Source organism: Streptomyces sp. NPDC058052 (assembly GCF_042885515.1).
In the GTDB taxonomy this organism is placed as follows: domain Bacteria; phylum Actinomycetota; class Actinomycetes; order Streptomycetales; family Streptomycetaceae; genus Streptomyces.
Genome location: NZ_JBHVRX010000014.1, coordinates 109,034 through 126,792, shown reverse-complemented (window position 1 = coordinate 126,792; position 17,759 = coordinate 109,034). Strand labels below are relative to the sequence as shown.

Sequence of the window (17,759 nt, the reverse complement as noted above, 5' to 3'; positions counted from 1 at the left end):
GTGATACGTGACGGACACATGGGAGAGCGCTCTCCGAAACCTTGCACGCGGGCGGAGTGGACGGTCAAGCCATGTGACACGACTTTTCTTTTGACTTGCATTAAGCATCGATCGACCTCCCGGGGCGGACTCGGCCGGCGACCCCACCCACCGGACACGGCGCACCGATAAAGTGCGTGGATGGGGAATCGAGGTCCGACCCTGGAGGACGTCGCACGCGAGGCGGGGGTGTCACGCGCGACGGTGTCCCGCGTGGTCAACGGCGTGCGGAACGTGGCTCCGGAGATCCAGGAGGCCGTCCGCGCCGCCGTCGCCCGGACCGGCTACGCGCCCAACCAGGCGGCCCGCTCGCTGGTCACCCGGCGCACCGGCGCGGTCGCCCTCGTCCTCTCCGCCACCGGCGGCTCCTTCACCGCCCGGCTCTTCTCCGACCCCTTCTTCGGGCGGGTGCTCGACGGCGTCCTGCCGGTACTGCGCGAGCGCGCGGTGCAGCCGGTGCTGCTGGTCGCCGAGTCCGAGCCGGCCCGCCTCCAGCTCGTCGAGTACCTGCGGCGCGGCGGCGGCGACGGGGCCGTCGTGGTGCCGCTCGACGAGGACGACCCGCTGCCGGGCATGCTCCGCGCGGCCGGACTGCCGACGGCGCTCTTCGGGCGCCCCCGGGACGGGGTCCGCTGCGACTGGGTCGACCTGGACAACACCGCGGGCGCCCGGCTCGCGGCCGAACACCTGTGGGCGACCGGGCGGCGGCGCCCCGCGACCATCGCCGCGCCGGCGTCGGCGCCGACCGCGCGCGAGCGGCTCGACGGCTTCACGGCGGCCCTCGCCGCGCGCGGGGTCGCCGACGTGCCGGTCGAGCGCGGCCGGTTCACCGAGGAGAGCGGCCGGGACGCGATGGCCCGGCTGCTGGCACGGCACCCGGACGTCGACGCGGTGTTCGCCGCCAACGACCTGATGGCCCGGGGCGCCGTCCGCCACCTCGCGGAGCGGGGCCTCGACGTGCCCGGACGGGTGGCGGTGATCGGTTTCGACGACGCGGCCACCGCCCGGGAGGTCGAGCCCGCGCTCACGACCGTGCGGCAGCCGGTCGAGGCCATGGCGGCGGCCGCGGCCGGCCTGCTCCTGGACCGGCTGGACGCCCGGGACGCGGACGCGCCGGAGACCGGTTCGAAGCTCTTCGAACCGGTCCTGGTCGTCCGCGCGTCCGCCTGACCCCGGGCGCTCCGGAGCCGTCGTCCCATCCCTCCGGAGCCGGGCTCCGGAGCCGGCCCTGGGGCCGCCTCACCCCTCCAGGGCGTCCAGCACGGCGGCCTGGGCCGCGATCCGCTCGGCGGACCAACTGTCGAGCCAGGAGGCGAACTCCCCCTCGTAGCCGCGCGGGACGGACTCCACCCGCATCACGAGCGCGAGGTAGATCCGGTAGAGGGCGAGCCTCGCGCGGGCGCCGGCGTCCACGGTCAGGGAGGGCGCGACGGAGCGGTAGCCGGCTGTCAGGTCGGCGTCCTCCTCGGCCTCGCCCAGCGGGTCGAGCCCGACGAACTCCGCCAGGGGGTCGCCGAAGAAGGCGCGTTCCCCGTCGATGAGGCCGCCCAGGCGCCACGCTCCGGTGCCGGTCCGGTCCAGGACGATGTTGCCCGCCCAGGCGTCGAAGTGGACGAGGGCGGGACGGGCGACCTCGGCGAGCCGGTGCCGGAACCGGTCCGGCAGGGCCGCGAGCCGCGCGGCGGGAACGGGCAGGGCGACCCCGAACCGGTCCGCGTCGGCGAGGACGGCGCGGAGCATGGCCGTGAACGCGCCGGGCCAGTCGGGCGCGGTGAGCCGCGGGGCGGGGCGCGGATAGCCGTACGCGGGGCCGGTCACGGACGCGACCCGGGCCAGGCTCGCGCCCAGCTCGCGGCGGAGCGCCGCGCTGTCGCCCGGGGTGAGTCCGGCGCGGGCGGCGTCCCAGGTGATGCCGTCGAGGTGGGTGAGGAGCAGCCACTCGGCGGGGGTGCCGGCACCGGGCGGCTCGTGGTGCAGCACGGTGGGGACGCGGACCCCGGCCGGGGCGGCGAGGCGGTGGAAGAGCGCCTCGGTGCCCAGGAGGTCCCGCTCGTGGGTGAGGGCGGGCGCGGTCGCCCGCGGGGCGGTCTTGAGGACCAGGCGCCTGCCGTCGTCGAGTTCGGCCAGGACGGCCGCGTTGGAGAGGCCCCCGCCGAGCGGGGTGCTCCGGACGAGGCCCACCGGTCCGAGGACGCGGCGCAGGCGTGCGGCGACGTCGCCGGGGTCGTGCCCCGGACGAGGGACCGCGGGCGGGGTGGGGGCGGGGCCGGACATGGGTCTCCTGGTCCGTGGACGGCGGGGGGAGGAGGCGGGCGGCCCCCTCCTCCCGCCGGGGCGCGGAGGGCCGCCCCCCTGACGGTAGGGGCGGCCTCCCGCGCGGTCGAGGGCGTCGGTCCGTCAGCCGCGCAGCTCCCGGTGGGCGCGGATCAGCTCCGCGTACCGCCGGCCGCTGGTCTTCACGGTCCGCCGCTGGGTGGCGTAGTCGACGTGGACGAGGCCGAAGCGCTTGTCGTAGCCGTACGCCCACTCGAAGTTGTCCAGGAGCGACCAGGCGTAGTAGCCGGCGAGCGGGGCGCCCTTGCGGACGGCGCTCGCGCAGGCGGCGAGGTGCTGCTCCAGGTAGCGGGTGCGGTCGGGGTCGTGGACGGCGCCGTCGGGGCCGACGGCGTCGGGGAAGGCGGAGCCGTTCTCGGTGACGTAGAGCTCGCGGACGCCGTACTCCTCGGTGAGCCGCAGCAGCAGGCTCTCCAGGCCGGCGGCCTCGATCTGCCAGTCCATGCCGGTGCGGGGCACGTCGGGGAGGCGGACCTCGCGGGCGTACGGGACGGGGCCCTCGGGGTCGTCGGCGACGGTGACCGGGAAGTAGTAGTTGAGGCCGTGCCAGTCGAGCGGGGCGGCGATCGTCTCCAGGTCGCCCGGCTTCTCGGGGAGTTCGACCCCGTACAGCTCGCGCATGTCGGCGGGGAAGCCGCGGCCGTACACCGGGTCGAGCCACCAGCGGTTGCTGTGGCCGTCCATGCGGCGGGCGGCGGCGACGTCCTCGGGGCGGCTGGAGGCCGCCTCCACGGTGGAGTGGTTGGTGACGAGGCCGACGCGGGCGCCGGGGACGGCCGCGCGGATCGCCGCGGTGGAGAGGCCGTGCCCGAGGAGCAGGTGGTACGAGGCGCGGACGGCGGCCGTCAGGTCGGTGAGGCCCGGGGCCATCCGGCCCTCCAGGTGGCCGATCCAGGCGGAGCAGAGGGGTTCGTTGAGGGTGGCCCAGCGGGTGACGCGGTCGCCGAGGCGCTCGGCGACGACGGAGGCGTAGGCGGCGAGGTGCTCGGCGGTCTCGCGGGAGGTCCAGCCGCCCCGGTCCTGGAGGGCCTGCGGCAGGTCCCAGTGGTAGAGGGTGACGGACGGGGTGATGCCGGCGTCGAGGAGGCCGTCGACGAGCCGGTCGTAGAAGTCGAGTCCGGCGGCGTTGACGGGTCCGTCGCCGCCGGGGACGATCCGGGGCCAGGCGATCGACATCCGGTAGGCGTCGGTGCCGAGCTCCTTCATCAGGGCGATGTCCTCGGGCCAGCGGTGGTAGTGGTCGCAGGCCGTGTCGCCGTGGTCGCCGTTGTCGATCGCGCCGGGGACGCGGGAGAAGGTGTCCCAGATGGAAGGGGCGCGGCCGTCCTCGGCGACGGCGCCCTCGATCTGGTACGCGGAGGTCGCCGTGCCCCAGGCGAAGGAGGGCGGGAAGGCCGCCAGGTCGGGCTGCGGGGCGGCGGCGCTCTCGGGGGCGGGGGCGGAGACGGGGACGGACACGGGGTACCTCTTCGGATTCGGTGGAGAGTAGGGCGTCACTTGACCGCACCCGCGGTGAGGCCGGCGACGAGATAGCGCTGGAGGAGGAGGAACCCGACGACGACGGGGACGCTCACCACGAGGGAGGCGGCCATCACCTGGTTCCAGTAGACGTCGTTCAGGGTGGCGTAGCCCTGGAGGCCGACGGCGAGCGTGCGGGTGGTGTCGTTGGTCATGACGGAGGCGAAGAGGACCTCGCCCCAGGCCGTCATGAAGGCGTAGATCGCGACGGCGACGATGCCGGGCCGGGCGGCGGGCACGATCACCCGGAACAGCGCCTTGATCGGTCCGCAGCCGTCGACCTTGGCCGCCTCGTCCAGCTCGCGCGGGATCGAGTCGAAGTAGCCGGTGAGCATCCAGATGGAGAACGGCAGCGAGAAGGTCAGATAGGTGAGGATCAGGCCCTCGCGGGAGCCGAACAGGGCGATGCCGGTGGCGTTGCCGAGGTTGACGTAGATGAGGAAGAGCGGCAGCAGGAAGAGGATGCCGGGGAACATCTGCGTCGACAGGACGGTGACGGTGAAGACCCGCTTGCCGCGGAAGGTGTAGCGGCTGACCGCGTAGGCGGCGAAGATCGCGACGATCACCGACAGGACCGTGGCTCCGCCCGCGACGACGATCGAGTTCACGAAGTAGTCGGCGAGCGGGACCGTCTCCCAGATGTCGAAGTAGGGAGCCACGGTGAGCGCGGACGGGATCCACTCGAACGTGCCCGACACGTCCTCCAGCGGCTTCAGGGAGCTGGAGATCATCACGTACACCGGCAGCAGGACGAAGCCGGTGAGGAGGGTGAGGACGATCCGCCGGGTCCAGAGGAAGGAGCGCGGCGGGGCCATCGGGGAGCGCGGCCGGGCCGCGCGCGCGTGGGCGGCGTCAGACATCGGAGGTCTTCCTTCCGCGGGTGGTGAGCAGGAGGTAGACGCCCGTGACGAGGAGCAGGAAGAGCAGCAGGAGCACGGACATGGCCGAGCCGGTGCCGAAGTTCCACGTCTGGAAGGACGACTGGTAGATGTGGAGCGAGATGAGGTCCGCGGCTTCCGGTGCCGCCTCTCCGAAGAGGACGAACGGCGTGTTGAAGTCGTTGAAGGTCCACAGGAAGAGGACGAGGACGAGGACCTGGTTGACGGAGCGCAGGGACGGCAGGGTGATGTGCCGGATCTGCTTCCAGACGCCGGCGCCGTCGAGGGACGCGGCCTCGTACATCTCCCGGGGGATGTTCTGGAGGCCGGCCATCACGGTGAGGAAGGCGAAGGGCCAGCCCTTCCAGACGGAGACGGCGAGCAAGGCCCAGAAGCTGTTGTCCCCGATGAGCCAGAAGGCGGGGCTGTCGCCGATGCCGAGCTGGTCGTGGAGGACGTGGTTGATGACGCCGTTGTCGCGCTGGAACATGAACGCCCAGGTGATGACGGCCGCGTAGACGGGCAGGGCGTACGGGACCAGGAAGAGGGTCCGCAGGATCCCCCGGCCGCGGAAGTTCTCCTGGAGGAGGACCGCGGCGGCCGTGCCGAGGAGCCAGCACAGCCCGACGGAGAGCAGAGTGAACTGACAGGTGGTCAGGAAGGACTTCAGGAGCGACTGTCCGACGGCCGCGTCGAAGTCGAGCGAGACCGAGAAGTTGTCGAGTCCCGACCAGGGGGCGGCCGCCCAGTCGCGGATGTAGAACTGGGTGAGCTCCTTGAAGCTCATGGCGATGCCCATGAGCATCGGCACGAGGTGGACGAGGAGTTCGAGGAGCAGGGCGGGCAGGAGCAGCATGTAGGGCAGTGCGAGACGGCGACGCCCGGAGCGGCGTGCGGTGCGCGCCCCTCCGGGTGTGGCCTTGCGCACCGCCGGCTCCCGTGCGGGGGTGACGGCGGTCTGGGTCATGGGGCGGTGCCTACTTCTTCGGCATCTGCTGCTGGGCCTTGTCGAGCTTGGCCTTGACGGACTCGGTGGTGACGGGCCGGCCGGCGGCGGCGTCGGCGAACAGCTCCTTGACGGCGGTGCCGACGACGGTCTCGAACTGGGACTCCTCCGGGACCTGCGGGAGGGCGGCGGCGCTGGAGGCGAGGGTGTCGCGGATGACGGCGAGGGACGGGCCGGAGAAGGCGGCGTCCTTCTGGGCGTTCTTGACCGGCGGCACGGAACCGTAGGTCTTGTTGAGGGCGATCTGCTCCTCGTCGCTGGTCATGTACTTCACGAACTTCAGGGCGCCGTCGAGGTTCTTGGTGTTCTTGAAGACGGCCATGTTGATGCCGGCGACCATCGAGTTGGTGGCGGTGCCGGGGCCCGGCTTGCCGGAGGGCACGGGGGCGGGGACGACGCCCCACTCGTCCTCGGACATGCCCTGGGAGGCGAAGGTCTGGGACGGCGTCTGCCAGAGGACCATGCCGGTCTTGTCCTTGGCGAAGTCGCTCAGGGACTGGTTCTGGGCGTACTCGGCGTTGCCGGGGGCGACGATCTTCTCGGCGGCCATGAGGTCGACGTACTGCTTGACGGCGGCCACGGCGCCGTCGGAGGTGAAGTCGGGCTTGCCGTCGGCGGTGAAGAAGTCGGCGCCGTGCTGCTTGCCGAGGACGAAGACCTGGTGGATGTTGTTGGACAGGTTGGAGCCCTCGACCCCGATGCCCCACTTGCCGTCCTTGCTGAGCTTCTTGCCGGCGGCGGCGACCTCGTCCCAGGTCGTCGGCGGCTTGGCTATGCCGGCGTCCTTGAACATCTGCTTGTTGTAGTAGAGGGCGTAGGCCATCGAGTAGAGCGGGACGGCGGCCGGGTCCTGGCCGGGGGCGCCGGTGGAGCCGAGGGCCGAGTCGACGAAGCGGTCCTTGCCGCCGATGGCCTCGAAGTTCTTCGCGTCCCAGGGCAGCAGGGCGCCGGTGGCCTGGAGGGAGGCGCTCCAGGTGTTGCCGATGTTGAGGACGTCCGGGCCCTGGCCGGAGGTGGTGGCGGTGAGGATCCGGTTGAGCAGGTCGGACCACGGGATCACCTCCAGCTGGACCTTGATGCCGGTGCGGCGCTCGAACTCGTCCAGTTCGGGCTGGAGGACCTTCTTGTCGACCTCCAGGCTGGAGCCCTGGTTGGTCGCCCAGTAGGTGAGGGTCTTCTTCGCCTGGCCGCCGCCGTCCTCTCCGCCGCCGCCACAGGCGGTCGCGGTGAGGACGAGGGAGAGGGTGACGGCACCCGTGACGGCGGCTCTGATTCTGCGCATGGCTCCTGGTCCCTTTCAGGGAAGGCGGGAGGACCGACAGGGGGAGCGCCCGGACCGCCCACCGCCGCATCGGCTTAATTTAGGATGTGAGTTAAACCCCATGAGAAGGTCGCGTCAAGGCTTGTCGTGCGGGTATGTTGCAGCCGACGACTACGACGGACGGGGACGAGAGTGCACGCGAAGAGTGGCCGCACGGTGCGCGACCTGCGGCGCGAGAACCGGACGGCGGTTCTGCGGAGGCTCTATTTCGACGGCCCGATGAGCCGGCTCATGCTGGGCCCCGCGACCGGGCTCTCCTCGGGATCGATCAGCAACGTGGTCGCGGAACTGGTCACCGAGGGGCTCGTCGAGGAGGCCGGCAGCGTCGACTCCGCGGGCGGCCGGCCGCGCACCCTGCTGCGGATCGCGCCGGGCAGCGGCTGCATGATCGGCGTGGACATCGGCGAGACCCGGGTCCGGATCGAGCTGTTCGACCTCGCGCTCACCGAGCTGGCCCGCACCGAGCGCCCGCTGGCGCCGTCGGGGCCGAGGACCGCGCGGTACGAGGTGGCGGTGGTCGTGGACCACCTCCGGGACGGCATCGCCGAGGTGCTGAGCACGGCCAGGGTGTCCGCGGAGCGGCTGCTCGGCGTCGGGATCGGCGTCCCCGGCATCGTCGAGCGGACCCCGGAGGACGGGGCGGTGGTGCACGGCCAGACGATCGGCTGGGACGCGGTGCCGCTGGAGCGGCTGCTCCGCGAGACGGTCGAGCTGCCGCCGGAGGTCCCCTACCGGATCGAGAACGGCGCCAAGACCCTCGGCCAGGCCGAGATGTGGTTCGGCGCGGGACGCGGCGCCCGCAGCGCCGTGGTGGTGCTCTTCGGCTCCGGCGTCGGCGCGTGCGTGGTGACGGACCCCCTGGGGCCCGGCCGGGCGCTGGAGTGGGGCCATCTGACGGTGCGGGTGCGGGGCCGCCGCTGCCGCTGCGGCGCCCAGGGCTGCCTGGAGGCGTACGCGGGCGCCGAGGCGCTGCTCGAACGGTGGCGGGAGGCGGGCGGCGAGCCGCCGGCCGGGGCCGACGAGGAGACGGCGCTGACGGCGATGCTCACCGCGGCGTACCCGGCGGCCGCGGGGCCTCCCGGGACCGCGCCGGCCGGGACGGTGGCCGGCGGCGCGGCGGTCGCGCCGTCCCACGGCGGCGGTCCTGCCGGACCGGCGCCGGACGCGGCGGCGGTCGCCGTCCTCGACGAGACCGCCGAGTACCTCGGCGCCGGGCTCGCCGACCTGATCAACCTCTTCCAGCCGGAGCGGATCCTCGTCGGCGGCTGGGCCGGGCTCCAGCTCGGGAGCCGCTTCCTCGCCTCCGTGGCGGCGTACGCCCGGGCGTACGCGCTCCGCCACCCCGGCGGCCGTACGGAGATCGCCCTCGGCACGCTCGGGCCCGAGGCGGTCACGGTCGGGGCCGGGCTCCTTCCGCTGGTCGACTTCTTCGCCCAGGGCGGGCGCCGCCCCGAGCGGGCGCCGAGCATCCCGGCGCCCGCCTGGCAGACGGCGCTGCGGGACCGGGTCTCCACCTGAGCCCCGGCCCCGCGCCGGGCCCGCGTGCGGGCCGAAGGGGCCCGCGCGGGCTACGCGTACGGGTCGAAGGGGATCCCGGCCGGCTTCGCCTCGGCCAGGTGGCCGGCGAAGCTGCCGTCCTTCAGCCCGAAGTGGGCGCTGCCGAAGTCGGCCTGAGCGAGCTTCTCGCGGAGACCGGCCGGGTAGCCGTTCCAGCCGACGAGGGCGGGGTACTGCCAGGTGCCCCGGTGGTTCTCCGGCGGCTCGTCGTTGGCGTTGGCGGCGCGGAAGCAGTGGGTCCCGATGCCGTCCTTGTGGTAGACGACCTTCGGGTGGGTGCCGTCCCAGCGGATCCGGTCCCGGGCGTGGACGGTGAAGGAGCCGTGGTTCGAGGTGGAGACGTACTGCGCCTGCCCGTTCTGGATCCAGACGACGACGTGCTCCCAGTCGTGCCGGTGGCCGCCCAGCCCGCTGCCCCAGACGGCCTGGTCCTTCTCGAAGTACAGGCCGTAGAGGACCGCGCACCAGCCGTTGTTGCACAGCGCGCGGGCGTAGCCGTTGGTGTTGGCGAGGTCCCAGGAGTCCCGGCATTCGCCGCTGACCGTGCCGCCCGGCTTGAGCCCTCCGTTGAGGGTGCCGTCCGGGCCGATCGCGGGGGTCGGGTAGCAGCCGTCGGTGTCGTAGTCGTAGGCGGGCTGGTAGGTCTGCTCCAGGGCGTCCGCGTTCGCCGGGAGCGCGGCGGGCGGGGCGGCGAGTGCCGCGGTCGGGAAGGCGAGGAGGAGCGCGAGGGCGCTGCCGAGGACGGCGGCTCCCTTCGTGACGCGGCGCGTGGTCTTCAACTCCGGCTCCCTGAGGGGGTCGAGGGGGTGGGGGTACGGGGGTCGTGCCGAGGGTCGGACGGCACGGACGACCGCGCGCTGACATGCCCATTCCAAGCAGGCCGCAAACGGCCGGCAACCACCGGCCGGCGGGTACCGTCCTGATCAGGGAGGACGGGGGAAGACCGGGAGAAGGCGGAGGGAAGGACGGATGACCGTGCAAGGACGGGAAGGGAGACCGGGCGCGCGCCGGCCGCTCCGGATCCGGCGCACGCCGGACGGCGGGAACCGGCGCACGCCCGACGGCGGGAGCCGGCGCGGACGGCTGCTCGCCGGCCTCGGCGTGGCGGTGGCGGCGCTGCTCGCGCTGCACCGGTTCGTCCCGAACACCCCGGGGCGGCTGGGCAGTCTGCTGGAGAGCCTCCTGTTCTGGCTCGGTCCCCTCACCGTGCTGCTGCTCCTCTGCGCGGCGGTGCGGCGCGCGCCCGTCGCCCTCGCCGCCCTGCTCCTCCCGGCCCTGGTCTGGGCCGTCGGCTTCGGCCCGCTGCTGCTGCCCGCGACGGCGCCCGGGGCCCGCGAGCTCACGGTGGTGCAGCACAACGTCGCCGACGACAACGCCGATCCGGCCGGGACGGCCCGCGCGCTGGCCGCCGCCGGCGCCGACCTGATCGCCCTCCAGGAGCTGGTCGATCCGGCGTCGGCCGCCTACCGCCGGGAGCTGGCGCCCCGCTATCCGCACCACGTCGTGCGGGGCACGGTCGGCCTCTGGTCCCGCCACCCGCTCGGCGCCGCCCGCGCCCTCGACATCAAGCCGCGGGACGTCACGGAGCCGTGGCAGCGGGCGCTGCGGGCCGATGTGCGCACACCGTACGGGGAGGTGACGGCGTACGTCGTCCACCTGCCGTCCGTCCGGCTCGGGCCCGGCGGGCTGGCCTCCGCCCGGCGCGACGAGAGCGCCGCCCGCCTCGGCCGGATCCTGGCGGAGGAGCCGTCCGGCCGGGTGATCCTGGCCGGCGACCTCAACGGCACCGTCGACGACCGCGGCCTGGCCCCGCTGACCTCGCGCCTCGCCGCCCCCGACCGGGGCCTCGCCCTGAGCTACCCGGCCGCCCTCCCCGTCGCCCGCATCGACCAGGTGCTCGCGCGCGGCGCGCGCGTGCCCGCCCTCCGCACCCTGCCGCCCACGGGGAGCGACCACCTCCCGGTGCTGGCCCGGGTCGCGCTCGACGCCGCCCCGTAGACCCTCGGCCGCAGACCCGCGCGCCTCCGGGGATCCGGGCCCCGCCGACGGCGAGGGGCCGCCGCCCCCGGTTCCGCGCGGGCGGGCGCGGACGGGCGCCGCGGATCGGCCACCGTCACCTCCCGAACACACCGCGGGCCGTGGCCCGTCGAGAGCGCCGCACCGGGGGGCGGCAGCTTCGGGAGTTGGAGGCGGGAGGGGTTGACGGGGGCTCGGCGCCTCCATAAGTTCACAGCTTGATAAAAGGCTTGCCGTCTTGCGGGACGCGTACGGGCCCGGGCGGGCCGGGTTCGTACGGCACTGCGGTACGCCCTCGACGAAAGGGTTGTCAGGTGCAGCTCAATCTTCTGCGGGGTGCGCGGCACGGGACGCGCTCACGCCCCCGCTCCCTCGCCGCGCTCCTCACCGGAGCCCTCGTGGCGACCGGCCTGGTCCTCACCGCGCCCACCACCGCGCAGGCCGCCGGCGAGCGGGTGGACGTCTGGCTCACCACCACCTCCGACGCCGGAGGCCGAACCGTCACCCGGGGACTCGCCCCGCAGGCCCCGCTCGCCTTCGGCCCCGCCGGCGGCACCGCGAGCCACACCATCACCGTCGACGAGTCCACCACCTACCAGCAGTTCGAGGGCGGCGGCGCCAGCATCACCGACACCACCGCCCACCTCCTGCGCGGCGGGGCGATCAGCGCCGCCACCCGCGACGAGGTGATGCGCAGGCTCTTCTCCCCGACCGAGGGCATCGGACTCTCCTTCGTCCGCAACCCCATCGGCGCCTCGGACCTCTCCCGCCCGGGGAACGTCTCCCTCGACGACACCTGCTGCGACCTCGGCGACTTCGGCGCCAACGGCTACGACACGAACGTGCGGCTGCTGACCGGGCAGGCGAAGCAGCTCAACCCGGCCCTGCGGGTCAAGGGCGTGCCGTGGAGCGCACCCGGCTGGATGAAGGACAACGGCCGGATGGACCAGATGGGCTGGCTGAAGTGGGAGCACTACCCCACCTACGCCCAGTATCTGGTCAAGTACGTCCAGAGCTACCAGGCGGCGGGGATCAAGGTCGACTACCTCTCGGTGCAGAACGAGCCGAACTGCTGCCAGGCCGGCAACCCCACGGCGATGAACTACCCCGGCATGAGCTGGAACCCGTCCGGCCTGGCCGAGTTCACCAAGAACCACCTCTACCCCGCCTTCCGCGCCGCCGGCATCACCACCAAGGTCCTGGTCCACGACTGGAACTACGGCGACTACGCGAACTTCGGCGCCGGCGTCCTCGGCGACGCGGGCGTCCGCAACGACCCGCTCTTCGGCGGCATCGCCTGGCACGGCTACTTCGGCGACCCCGCCGTCGGCAGCCAGGTCCACGACCAGTACCCGTCGGTTCGGCAGTTCAGCACCGAGCACTCCGGCGGCACCTGGATCGGGAACCAGCACGACGAGGACCTGAAGGACATCGTGTCCTACGCCCGCAACTGGAGCGGCAGCCTGGTGAAGTGGAGCCTCGCGCTCAACCAGTCGATGGGGCCGCACAACGGCGGCTGCGGCACCTGCACCGGTCTGATCACCGTGCAGGAGGGCGGCCCCCGGGCGGGACAGGTCGACTACACCGTCGAGTACTACACGACCGGTCACCTCACCAAGTTCGTGAAGCCGGGCGCGTACCGGATCGCCTCCACCGACAACGCGACCGTGCAGAACGTGGCCTGGCGCAACCCCGACGGCACCAAGGCGCTCATCGCGCACAACCGGGGCGGCTCCGCGCAGTCGGTCCGCGTCGACTGGGGCGGCCAGTCCTTCACGTACAGCCTGCCCGCCCGCACCACCGCCACCTTCACCTGGGCCGGGACGCCCGGCGGCGGGGCACCCGGCGGCGCGCTGACGGGGCTCGCCGGCAAGTGCCTCGACGTGGCCGGGGCGTCGAGCGCCGACGGCACCGCCGTCCAGCTCCACACCTGCAACGGCACGGCCGCCCAGCGGTGGACGCTCGCCGCCGACGGCAGCGTCCGCGCCCTCGGCAAGTGCCTCGACGCCACGGGCGGCGCGGTCGCCGACGGCACCAAGGCGCAGCTGTACACCTGCAACGGAACCGGCGCCCAGCGGTGGACGTACGACGCCGCCACCCATGACGTGGTCAACGTGGCCGCCGACAAGTGCCTGGACGTGACGGGCAACTCCCCGGCCGACGGCACCCGGGCACAGATCTGGACCTGCACCGGCGCGGCCAACCAGAAGTGGACCCACCAGCCGTCCTGACCGCCGCCCCACCCCCGTCCTCAGGAGACCGCATGCCGCACCACCCGCACCACCGGCGCGGAGGGCGCAGTCGCGCCCTCGCCGCCACCGCCGCCACCGCCGTCTCGGCGGTCCTCGCCACCCTGCTCGCCGGAGCCGCGCCGAGCGCCGCCGCGCCCGGCGCCGACGACGACCCGGCACCCCGGGCCGTCGACCGCTTCGAGGGGGAGGTGCCCTTCGCGAACCCGCCCGCCGAGGGGATCTTCACCTGGGGCAGCGACGCCGACGACCACCCCACGCTCGCGCTGGCCGAGCGGGCCGACGCCCCCGAGGGGGCCAAGGTCCTCGAAGGCCGCTACGACATCGGCGGCTGGGGCGGATTCACCCACGACTTCGCCTTCGACCGGCCCGCGCAGGACTGGACCGCCCACCAGGGCGTCCGGTTCTGGTGGTACGGACAGAACACCGCGCCGCTGCCACCCGGTTCGGGCAGGCGGATCAACTTCGAGCTGAAGGACGGCGGCGCGAACGGCGAGGCGTCCGAGCTGTGGACGACGTCCTTCACCGACGACTGGGAGGGCTGGCACCTCGTCGAACTCCCCTTCTCCTCCTTCCAGTACCGCCCCGACTACCAGCCGGTGGGCGGCATCGACCAGATCCTCGGCCTCGACCGGATGTGGGGGTACGCGCTGACGCTGCCCACGGGCGCGCCGGGCTCCTTCGCGCTCGACGGGGTCGAGCTGTACGGCAGGGCCGACCCGGCGCTGACCACGCAGGTCGTCACGGGGGCCGCCGTGCATCCGGTGGCGGAGGGCGCCGCCGCCCGGATCGACGTCACGGTGAACACCACGGGCGCGGTGCCGACGGACCAGCCCGTCACCGTCGCCTACGCGACGAAGGACGACGGCCCCGCCCGGGCCGGGCAGGACTACCGGCCGGTGGCCGGCAGCCTCGTCTTCCCGGCCGGGACGCCCTCCGGTACCACCCGCTCGATCACCGTCGAGACGCTGAAGGACCGTTCCGGCGAGGTGGCCGAGACGATCCCGGTCGAGCTGACCGTCGAGGGCGCGAAGGCACCCGCCGAACAGCCGGTCGTCGTGGTGGACGCGCACGGGCTGCCGTATCTCGACGCGCGCCTTCCGGTGAAGCGGCGGGTCGCCGACCTGCTGGCGCGGATGACCCCGGAGGAGAAGGCCGGGCAGATGACCCAGGCCGAGCGGAACGCGCTGCGCGCGCCCGGGGACATCGCCGGGTACGCGCTGGGCTCGCTGCTCTCCGGCGGCGGCTCGGTCCCGACGCCCAACACGCCGGAGGCGTGGGCCCGGATGATCGACGGCTACCAGCTGCGCACCCGGGCGACCCGCCTCCAGGTCCCGCTGGTCTACGGCGTGGACGCGGTGCACGGGCACAACAACGTCGCCGGGGCCACGATCATGCCGCACAACATCGGCATCGGCGCCTCCCGCGACCCGGCGCTCGCCGCGCGGACCGGCGCGGTCACCGCCAAGGAGGTGCGGGCGACCGGCGTCCCCTGGGACTTCGCCCCGTGCCTGTGCGTGACGCGGGACGAGCGGTGGGGCCGGTCGTACGAGGCGTTCGGCGAGGACCCGGCGCTGGTGACCGCGATGGAGACCGTCATCAACGGGATGCAGGGCGCGGCCGACGGGCGCGATCTGGACCGCAACGACAAGGTGCTGACCAGCGCCAAGCACTTCGTGGGCGACGGCGGCACGACGTTCGGCTCGTCCACGACCGGCTCGTACACGATCGACCAGGGCGTCACCGAGGTCACCCGCGAGGAGCTGGAGGCGGTGCACCTGGCGCCGTTCGCGGAGGCGGTGGAGCGCGGCGCCGGCACGGTCATGCCCTCGTACTCCTCGCTCGACGTCATCGGCGACGACCGGGGGCCGGTGAAGATGCACGCCAACGCCGAGATGATCAACGGCGTGCTGAAGGACCGGATGGGCTTCGAGGGCTTCGTCGTCAGCGACTGGCAGGCCATCGACCAGATCCCCGGCGACTACGCGAGCGACGTGCGGACCTCGGTCAACGCGGGTCTCGACATGATCATGGTGCCGACGAACTACCAGGAGTTCACCCGGACCCTGGTGGCCGAGGCGGCGGCCGGCCGGATCCCGGCCGCCCGGATCGACGACGCCGTGGCGCGGATCCTCACCCAGAAGTTCCGGCTCGGCCTCTTCGAGAAGCCGTACGCGGACACCACCCACCTGCCGTCGGTCGGCTCGGCCGAGCACCGGGCGGTGGCCCGCGAGGCCGCCGCCGCCTCCCAGGTGCTGCTGAAGAACGACGGCGGGGTGCTGCCGCTGAAGGCGTCGCAGAAGGTCTACGTCGCCGGGTCCAACGCCGACGACCTGGGCAACCAGACCGGCGGCTGGACCATCAGCTGGCAGGGCTCCTCCGGGAAGCGGACCACCGGCACCACGATCCTCGACGGGATGCGGAAGGTCACTCCCGGGCTGACCTGGTCCAAGGACGCCTCCGCTCCGGTGGAGGGGTACGACGCCGGGGTCGTGGTGGTCGGCGAGACCCCGTACGCGGAGGGCGTCGGGGACGTCGGCAACGGGCACGACCTGGAGCTGAGCGCCGCCGACCGGGCGGCGGTGGACCGGGTGTGCGCGGCGATGCCGTGCGCGGTCCTCGTGGTCTCCGGCCGGCCCCAGCTGATCGGCGACCGGCTGCAGGGGATCGACGCCCTGGTGGCGTCCTGGCTGCCGGGCACGGAGGGCGACGGCATCGCCGACGTGCTCTACGGGCGGGTGCCGTTCACCGGGCAGCTGCCGGTGACCTGGCCCCGGTCGGAGGCGCAGCTGCCGGTGAACGTGGGCGACTCCTCGTACGACCCGCAGTACCCGTACGGCTGGGGGCTCACCACCCTGACGGCCGCGCCGAAGGGCGGGGAGACGACGCTGAAGGCGCTCGGGCTCACGGCCCGGGTGCTCCAGGCGGCCGGCCGGGGCGATTCACCCGAGGCGCGGCGTCTGGTGGCCCGGGCCCGGCTGCTGGTGCAGGATCGCATCGGGCAGCGGGTCACGGAGGCGGTGGCGAAGCCCTTCGCCGAGGCCGACCACCGGCTGCTCTCCGGTGATCCGGCGGGCGCGGTGGCGAGGCTGACCGCGGCCTACCGCGCGGCCGGCTGAGTGCGGGGCCCGGTGGACCGGCGCCTCGCGGGAGGCCGGTCCACCGGGCCCGTCCGGTCGCACCGAAGCATGGCGTTGCATAGCCATGCAGATTGATGCATACTATTGCCATGTCCAAGGTTCTCACCTCCCTTCCCGTCGGCGAGCGCGTCGGCATCGCCTTCTCCGGTGGTCTCGACACCTCCGTCGCGGTCGCGTGGATGCGTGACAAGGGCGCGGTCCCCTGCACGTACACCGCCGACATCGGCCAGTACGACGAGCCCGACATCGCCTCGGTGCCCGGGCGCGCCCAGACCTACGGCGCCGAGGTGGCCCGTCTGGTCGACTGCCGCGCCGCGCTGGTCGAGGAGGGGCTGGCCGCGCTCACCTGCGGCGCCTTCCACATCCGCTCGGGCGGCCGGGCCTACTTCAACACCACCCCGCTGGGCCGCGCCGTCACCGGCACCCTCCTGGTGCGGGCGATGCTGGAGGACGACGTCCAGATCTGGGGCGACGGCTCGACCTTCAAGGGCAACGACATCGAGCGGTTCTACCGCTACGGCCTGCTGGCCAACCCGCACCTGCGGATCTACAAGCCGTGGCTCGACGCCGACTTCGTCACCGAGCTCGGCGGCCGCAAGGAGATGTCGGAGTGGCTCGTCGCCCACGACCTCCCCTACCGGGACTCCACCGAGAAGGCGTACTCCACCGACGCCAACATCTGGGGCGCCACCCACGAGGCGAAGACCCTGGAGCACCTGGACACCGGCATCGAGACCGTCGACCCGATCATGGGCGTGCGGTTCTGGGACCCGTCGGTCGAGATCGCCCCCGAGGACGTGACGATCGGCTTCGAGCAGGGCCGCCCCGTCACCATCAACGGCAAGGAGTTCGCCTCCGCCGTCGACCTGGTCATGGAGGCCAACGCCATCGGCGGCCGCCACGGCCTGGGCATGTCCGACCAGATCGAGAACCGGATCATCGAGGCCAAGAGCCGCGGCATCTACGAGGCCCCTGGCATGGCGCTGCTGCACGCCGCCTACGAGCGCCTCGTCAACGCGATCCACAACGAGGACACGCTCGCCCAGTACCACAACGAGGGCCGCCGGCTCGGCCGCCTCATGTACGAGGGCCGCTGGTTGGACCCGCAGGCGCTGATGATCCGCGAGTCGCTCCAGCGCTGGGTCGGCGCCGCCGTCACCGGCGAGGTCACCCTGCGGCTGCGGCGCGGCGAGGACTACTCGCTCCTCGACACCACCGGCCCGGCCTTCAGCTACCACCCGGACAAGCTGTCCATGGAGCGCACCGAGGACTCCGCCTTCGGCCCGCTGGACCGGATCGGCCAGCTGACCATGCGGAACCTCGACATCGCCGACTCCCGCGCCAAGCTGGAGCAGTACGCCGGCATCGGCCTCATCGGCTCCGGCAGCCCCGCCATCGGTGCCGCGCAGGCCGCCGCCACCGGTCTCATCGGCTCGATGCCCGAGGGCGGCGCCGAGGCCATCGCCTCCCGCGGCGAGACCCCCGACACCGAGGAAACGGCGCTGGACCGCGCCGCCATGGAGACCGGCACCGACTAGCCGGACGCACCGGACGATCCGAGGAGGGGCGGCGGAAGCCGCCCCTCCTCCGTCGTTCCCGCGCTTCTCACGGCGCCTTCCCGGTGAGCGGGAAACCGCTCCTGCGCCCGGCCGCCCCTCCCTGCGAGGCTCCCTCCGTCGTGGATCCACGCCCGCGCCCCGC

At 73.4% G+C, this 17,759-nt stretch carries 12 protein-coding genes; 6 read left to right on the top strand and 6 right to left on the bottom strand.

Annotated elements, in window-relative coordinates; translation table 11 throughout:
• The first annotated feature begins 180 nt into the window (after positions 1 to 180).
• Positions 181 to 1,209, top strand: coding sequence for a LacI family DNA-binding transcriptional regulator (locus ACFVU3_RS20695; protein ID WP_390068066.1), 1,029 nt, complete (start codon positions 181 to 183; stop codon positions 1,207 to 1,209).
• 69 nt (positions 1,210 to 1,278) lie between these two features.
• Here ACFVU3_RS20695 and ACFVU3_RS20690 read toward each other — a convergent pair whose 3' ends face one another.
• The 5 genes from ACFVU3_RS20690 to ACFVU3_RS20670 form a co-directional block, all read right to left on the bottom strand.
• Positions 1,279 to 2,313, bottom strand: a complete 1,035-nt coding sequence (locus ACFVU3_RS20690) for a phosphotransferase family protein (protein ID WP_390068064.1) — start codon at positions 2,311 to 2,313, stop codon at positions 1,279 to 1,281.
• Between the two features lie 123 nt (positions 2,314 to 2,436).
• Positions 2,437 to 3,831: a GH1 family beta-glucosidase gene (locus ACFVU3_RS20685; protein ID WP_390068062.1), complete on the bottom strand. Its 1,395-nt coding sequence runs from the start codon at positions 3,829 to 3,831 to the stop codon at positions 2,437 to 2,439.
• Positions 3,832 to 3,866: 35 nt separating this feature from the next.
• Positions 3,867 to 4,751: a carbohydrate ABC transporter permease gene (locus tag ACFVU3_RS20680; RefSeq protein WP_390068061.1), complete on the bottom strand. Its 885-nt coding sequence runs from the start codon at positions 4,749 to 4,751 to the stop codon at positions 3,867 to 3,869.
• The gene (locus ACFVU3_RS20675) at positions 4,744 to 5,736 is read right to left on the bottom strand and encodes a carbohydrate ABC transporter permease (RefSeq protein WP_390068059.1); all 993 of its coding nucleotides are present in this window, start codon (positions 5,734 to 5,736) and stop codon (positions 4,744 to 4,746) included. The genes ACFVU3_RS20680 and ACFVU3_RS20675 overlap by 8 nt, the downstream gene beginning before the upstream one ends.
• Before the next feature lie 10 nt (positions 5,737 to 5,746).
• The gene (locus ACFVU3_RS20670; RefSeq protein ID WP_390068057.1) at positions 5,747 to 7,057 is read right to left on the bottom strand and encodes an ABC transporter substrate-binding protein; all 1,311 of its coding nucleotides are present in this window, start codon (positions 7,055 to 7,057) and stop codon (positions 5,747 to 5,749) included.
• Between the two features lie 171 nt (positions 7,058 to 7,228).
• Here ACFVU3_RS20670 and ACFVU3_RS20665 point away from each other — a divergent pair, with 171 nt between their 5' ends.
• The gene (locus ACFVU3_RS20665; protein WP_390068055.1) at positions 7,229 to 8,614 is read left to right on the top strand and encodes an ROK family protein; all 1,386 of its coding nucleotides are present in this window, start codon (positions 7,229 to 7,231) and stop codon (positions 8,612 to 8,614) included.
• Positions 8,615 to 8,664: 50 nt separating this feature from the next.
• On the opposite strand, the gene ACFVU3_RS20660 is transcribed toward ACFVU3_RS20665, so the two are convergent.
• Positions 8,665 to 9,432: an NPP1 family protein gene (locus tag ACFVU3_RS20660; RefSeq protein WP_390068053.1), complete on the bottom strand. Its 768-nt coding sequence runs from the start codon at positions 9,430 to 9,432 to the stop codon at positions 8,665 to 8,667.
• Between the two features lie 190 nt (positions 9,433 to 9,622).
• Here ACFVU3_RS20660 and ACFVU3_RS20655 point away from each other — a divergent pair, with 190 nt between their 5' ends.
• The 4 genes from ACFVU3_RS20655 (at position 9,623) to argG (ending at position 17,596) form a co-directional block, all read left to right on the top strand.
• A complete protein-coding gene (locus ACFVU3_RS20655) occupies positions 9,623 to 10,651 on the top strand; it encodes an endonuclease/exonuclease/phosphatase family protein (protein WP_390068051.1) in 1,029 nt (342 codons plus the stop codon).
• Between the two features lie 332 nt (positions 10,652 to 10,983).
• On the top strand, positions 10,984 to 12,900 hold the full coding sequence (locus tag ACFVU3_RS20650; RefSeq protein WP_390068050.1) for a ricin-type beta-trefoil lectin domain protein: 1,917 nt from the start codon (positions 10,984 to 10,986) through the stop codon (positions 12,898 to 12,900).
• Between the two features lie 32 nt (positions 12,901 to 12,932).
• Positions 12,933 to 16,037 carry a glycoside hydrolase family 3 N-terminal domain-containing protein gene (locus tag ACFVU3_RS20645; protein WP_390068048.1) on the top strand — a complete coding sequence of 1,035 codons (3,105 nt, stop codon included), beginning with the start codon at positions 12,933 to 12,935 and terminating at the stop codon, positions 16,035 to 16,037.
• 110 nt (positions 16,038 to 16,147) lie between these two features.
• Positions 16,148 to 17,596, top strand: coding sequence for an argininosuccinate synthase (gene argG / locus ACFVU3_RS20640; protein WP_390068046.1), 1,449 nt, complete (start codon positions 16,148 to 16,150; stop codon positions 17,594 to 17,596).
• The last annotated feature ends 163 nt before the right edge of the window (positions 17,597 to 17,759 follow it).

What these genes read in the sequence shown, in the direction of transcription:
- ACFVU3_RS20695 (WP_390068066.1), top strand. Translation starts at nt 181, where the DNA reads ATGGGGAATCGAGGTCCGACCCTGGAGGACGTCGCACGCGAGGCGGGG.
- ACFVU3_RS20690 (WP_390068064.1), bottom strand. Translation starts at nt 2,313, where the DNA reads ATGTCCGGCCCCGCCCCCACCCCGCCCGCGGTCCCTCGTCCGGGGCAC.
- ACFVU3_RS20680 (WP_390068061.1), bottom strand. Translation starts at nt 4,751, where the DNA reads ATGTCTGACGCCGCCCACGCGCGCGCGGCCCGGCCGCGCTCCCCGATG.
- ACFVU3_RS20675 (WP_390068059.1), bottom strand. Translation starts at nt 5,736, where the DNA reads ATGACCCAGACCGCCGTCACCCCCGCACGGGAGCCGGCGGTGCGCAAG.
- ACFVU3_RS20670 (WP_390068057.1), bottom strand. Translation starts at nt 7,057, where the DNA reads ATGCGCAGAATCAGAGCCGCCGTCACGGGTGCCGTCACCCTCTCCCTC.
- ACFVU3_RS20655 (WP_390068051.1), top strand. Translation starts at nt 9,623, where the DNA reads ATGACCGTGCAAGGACGGGAAGGGAGACCGGGCGCGCGCCGGCCGCTC.
- ACFVU3_RS20645 (WP_390068048.1), top strand. Translation starts at nt 12,933, where the DNA reads ATGCCGCACCACCCGCACCACCGGCGCGGAGGGCGCAGTCGCGCCCTC.
- argG (WP_390068046.1), top strand. Translation starts at nt 16,148, where the DNA reads ATGTCCAAGGTTCTCACCTCCCTTCCCGTCGGCGAGCGCGTCGGCATC.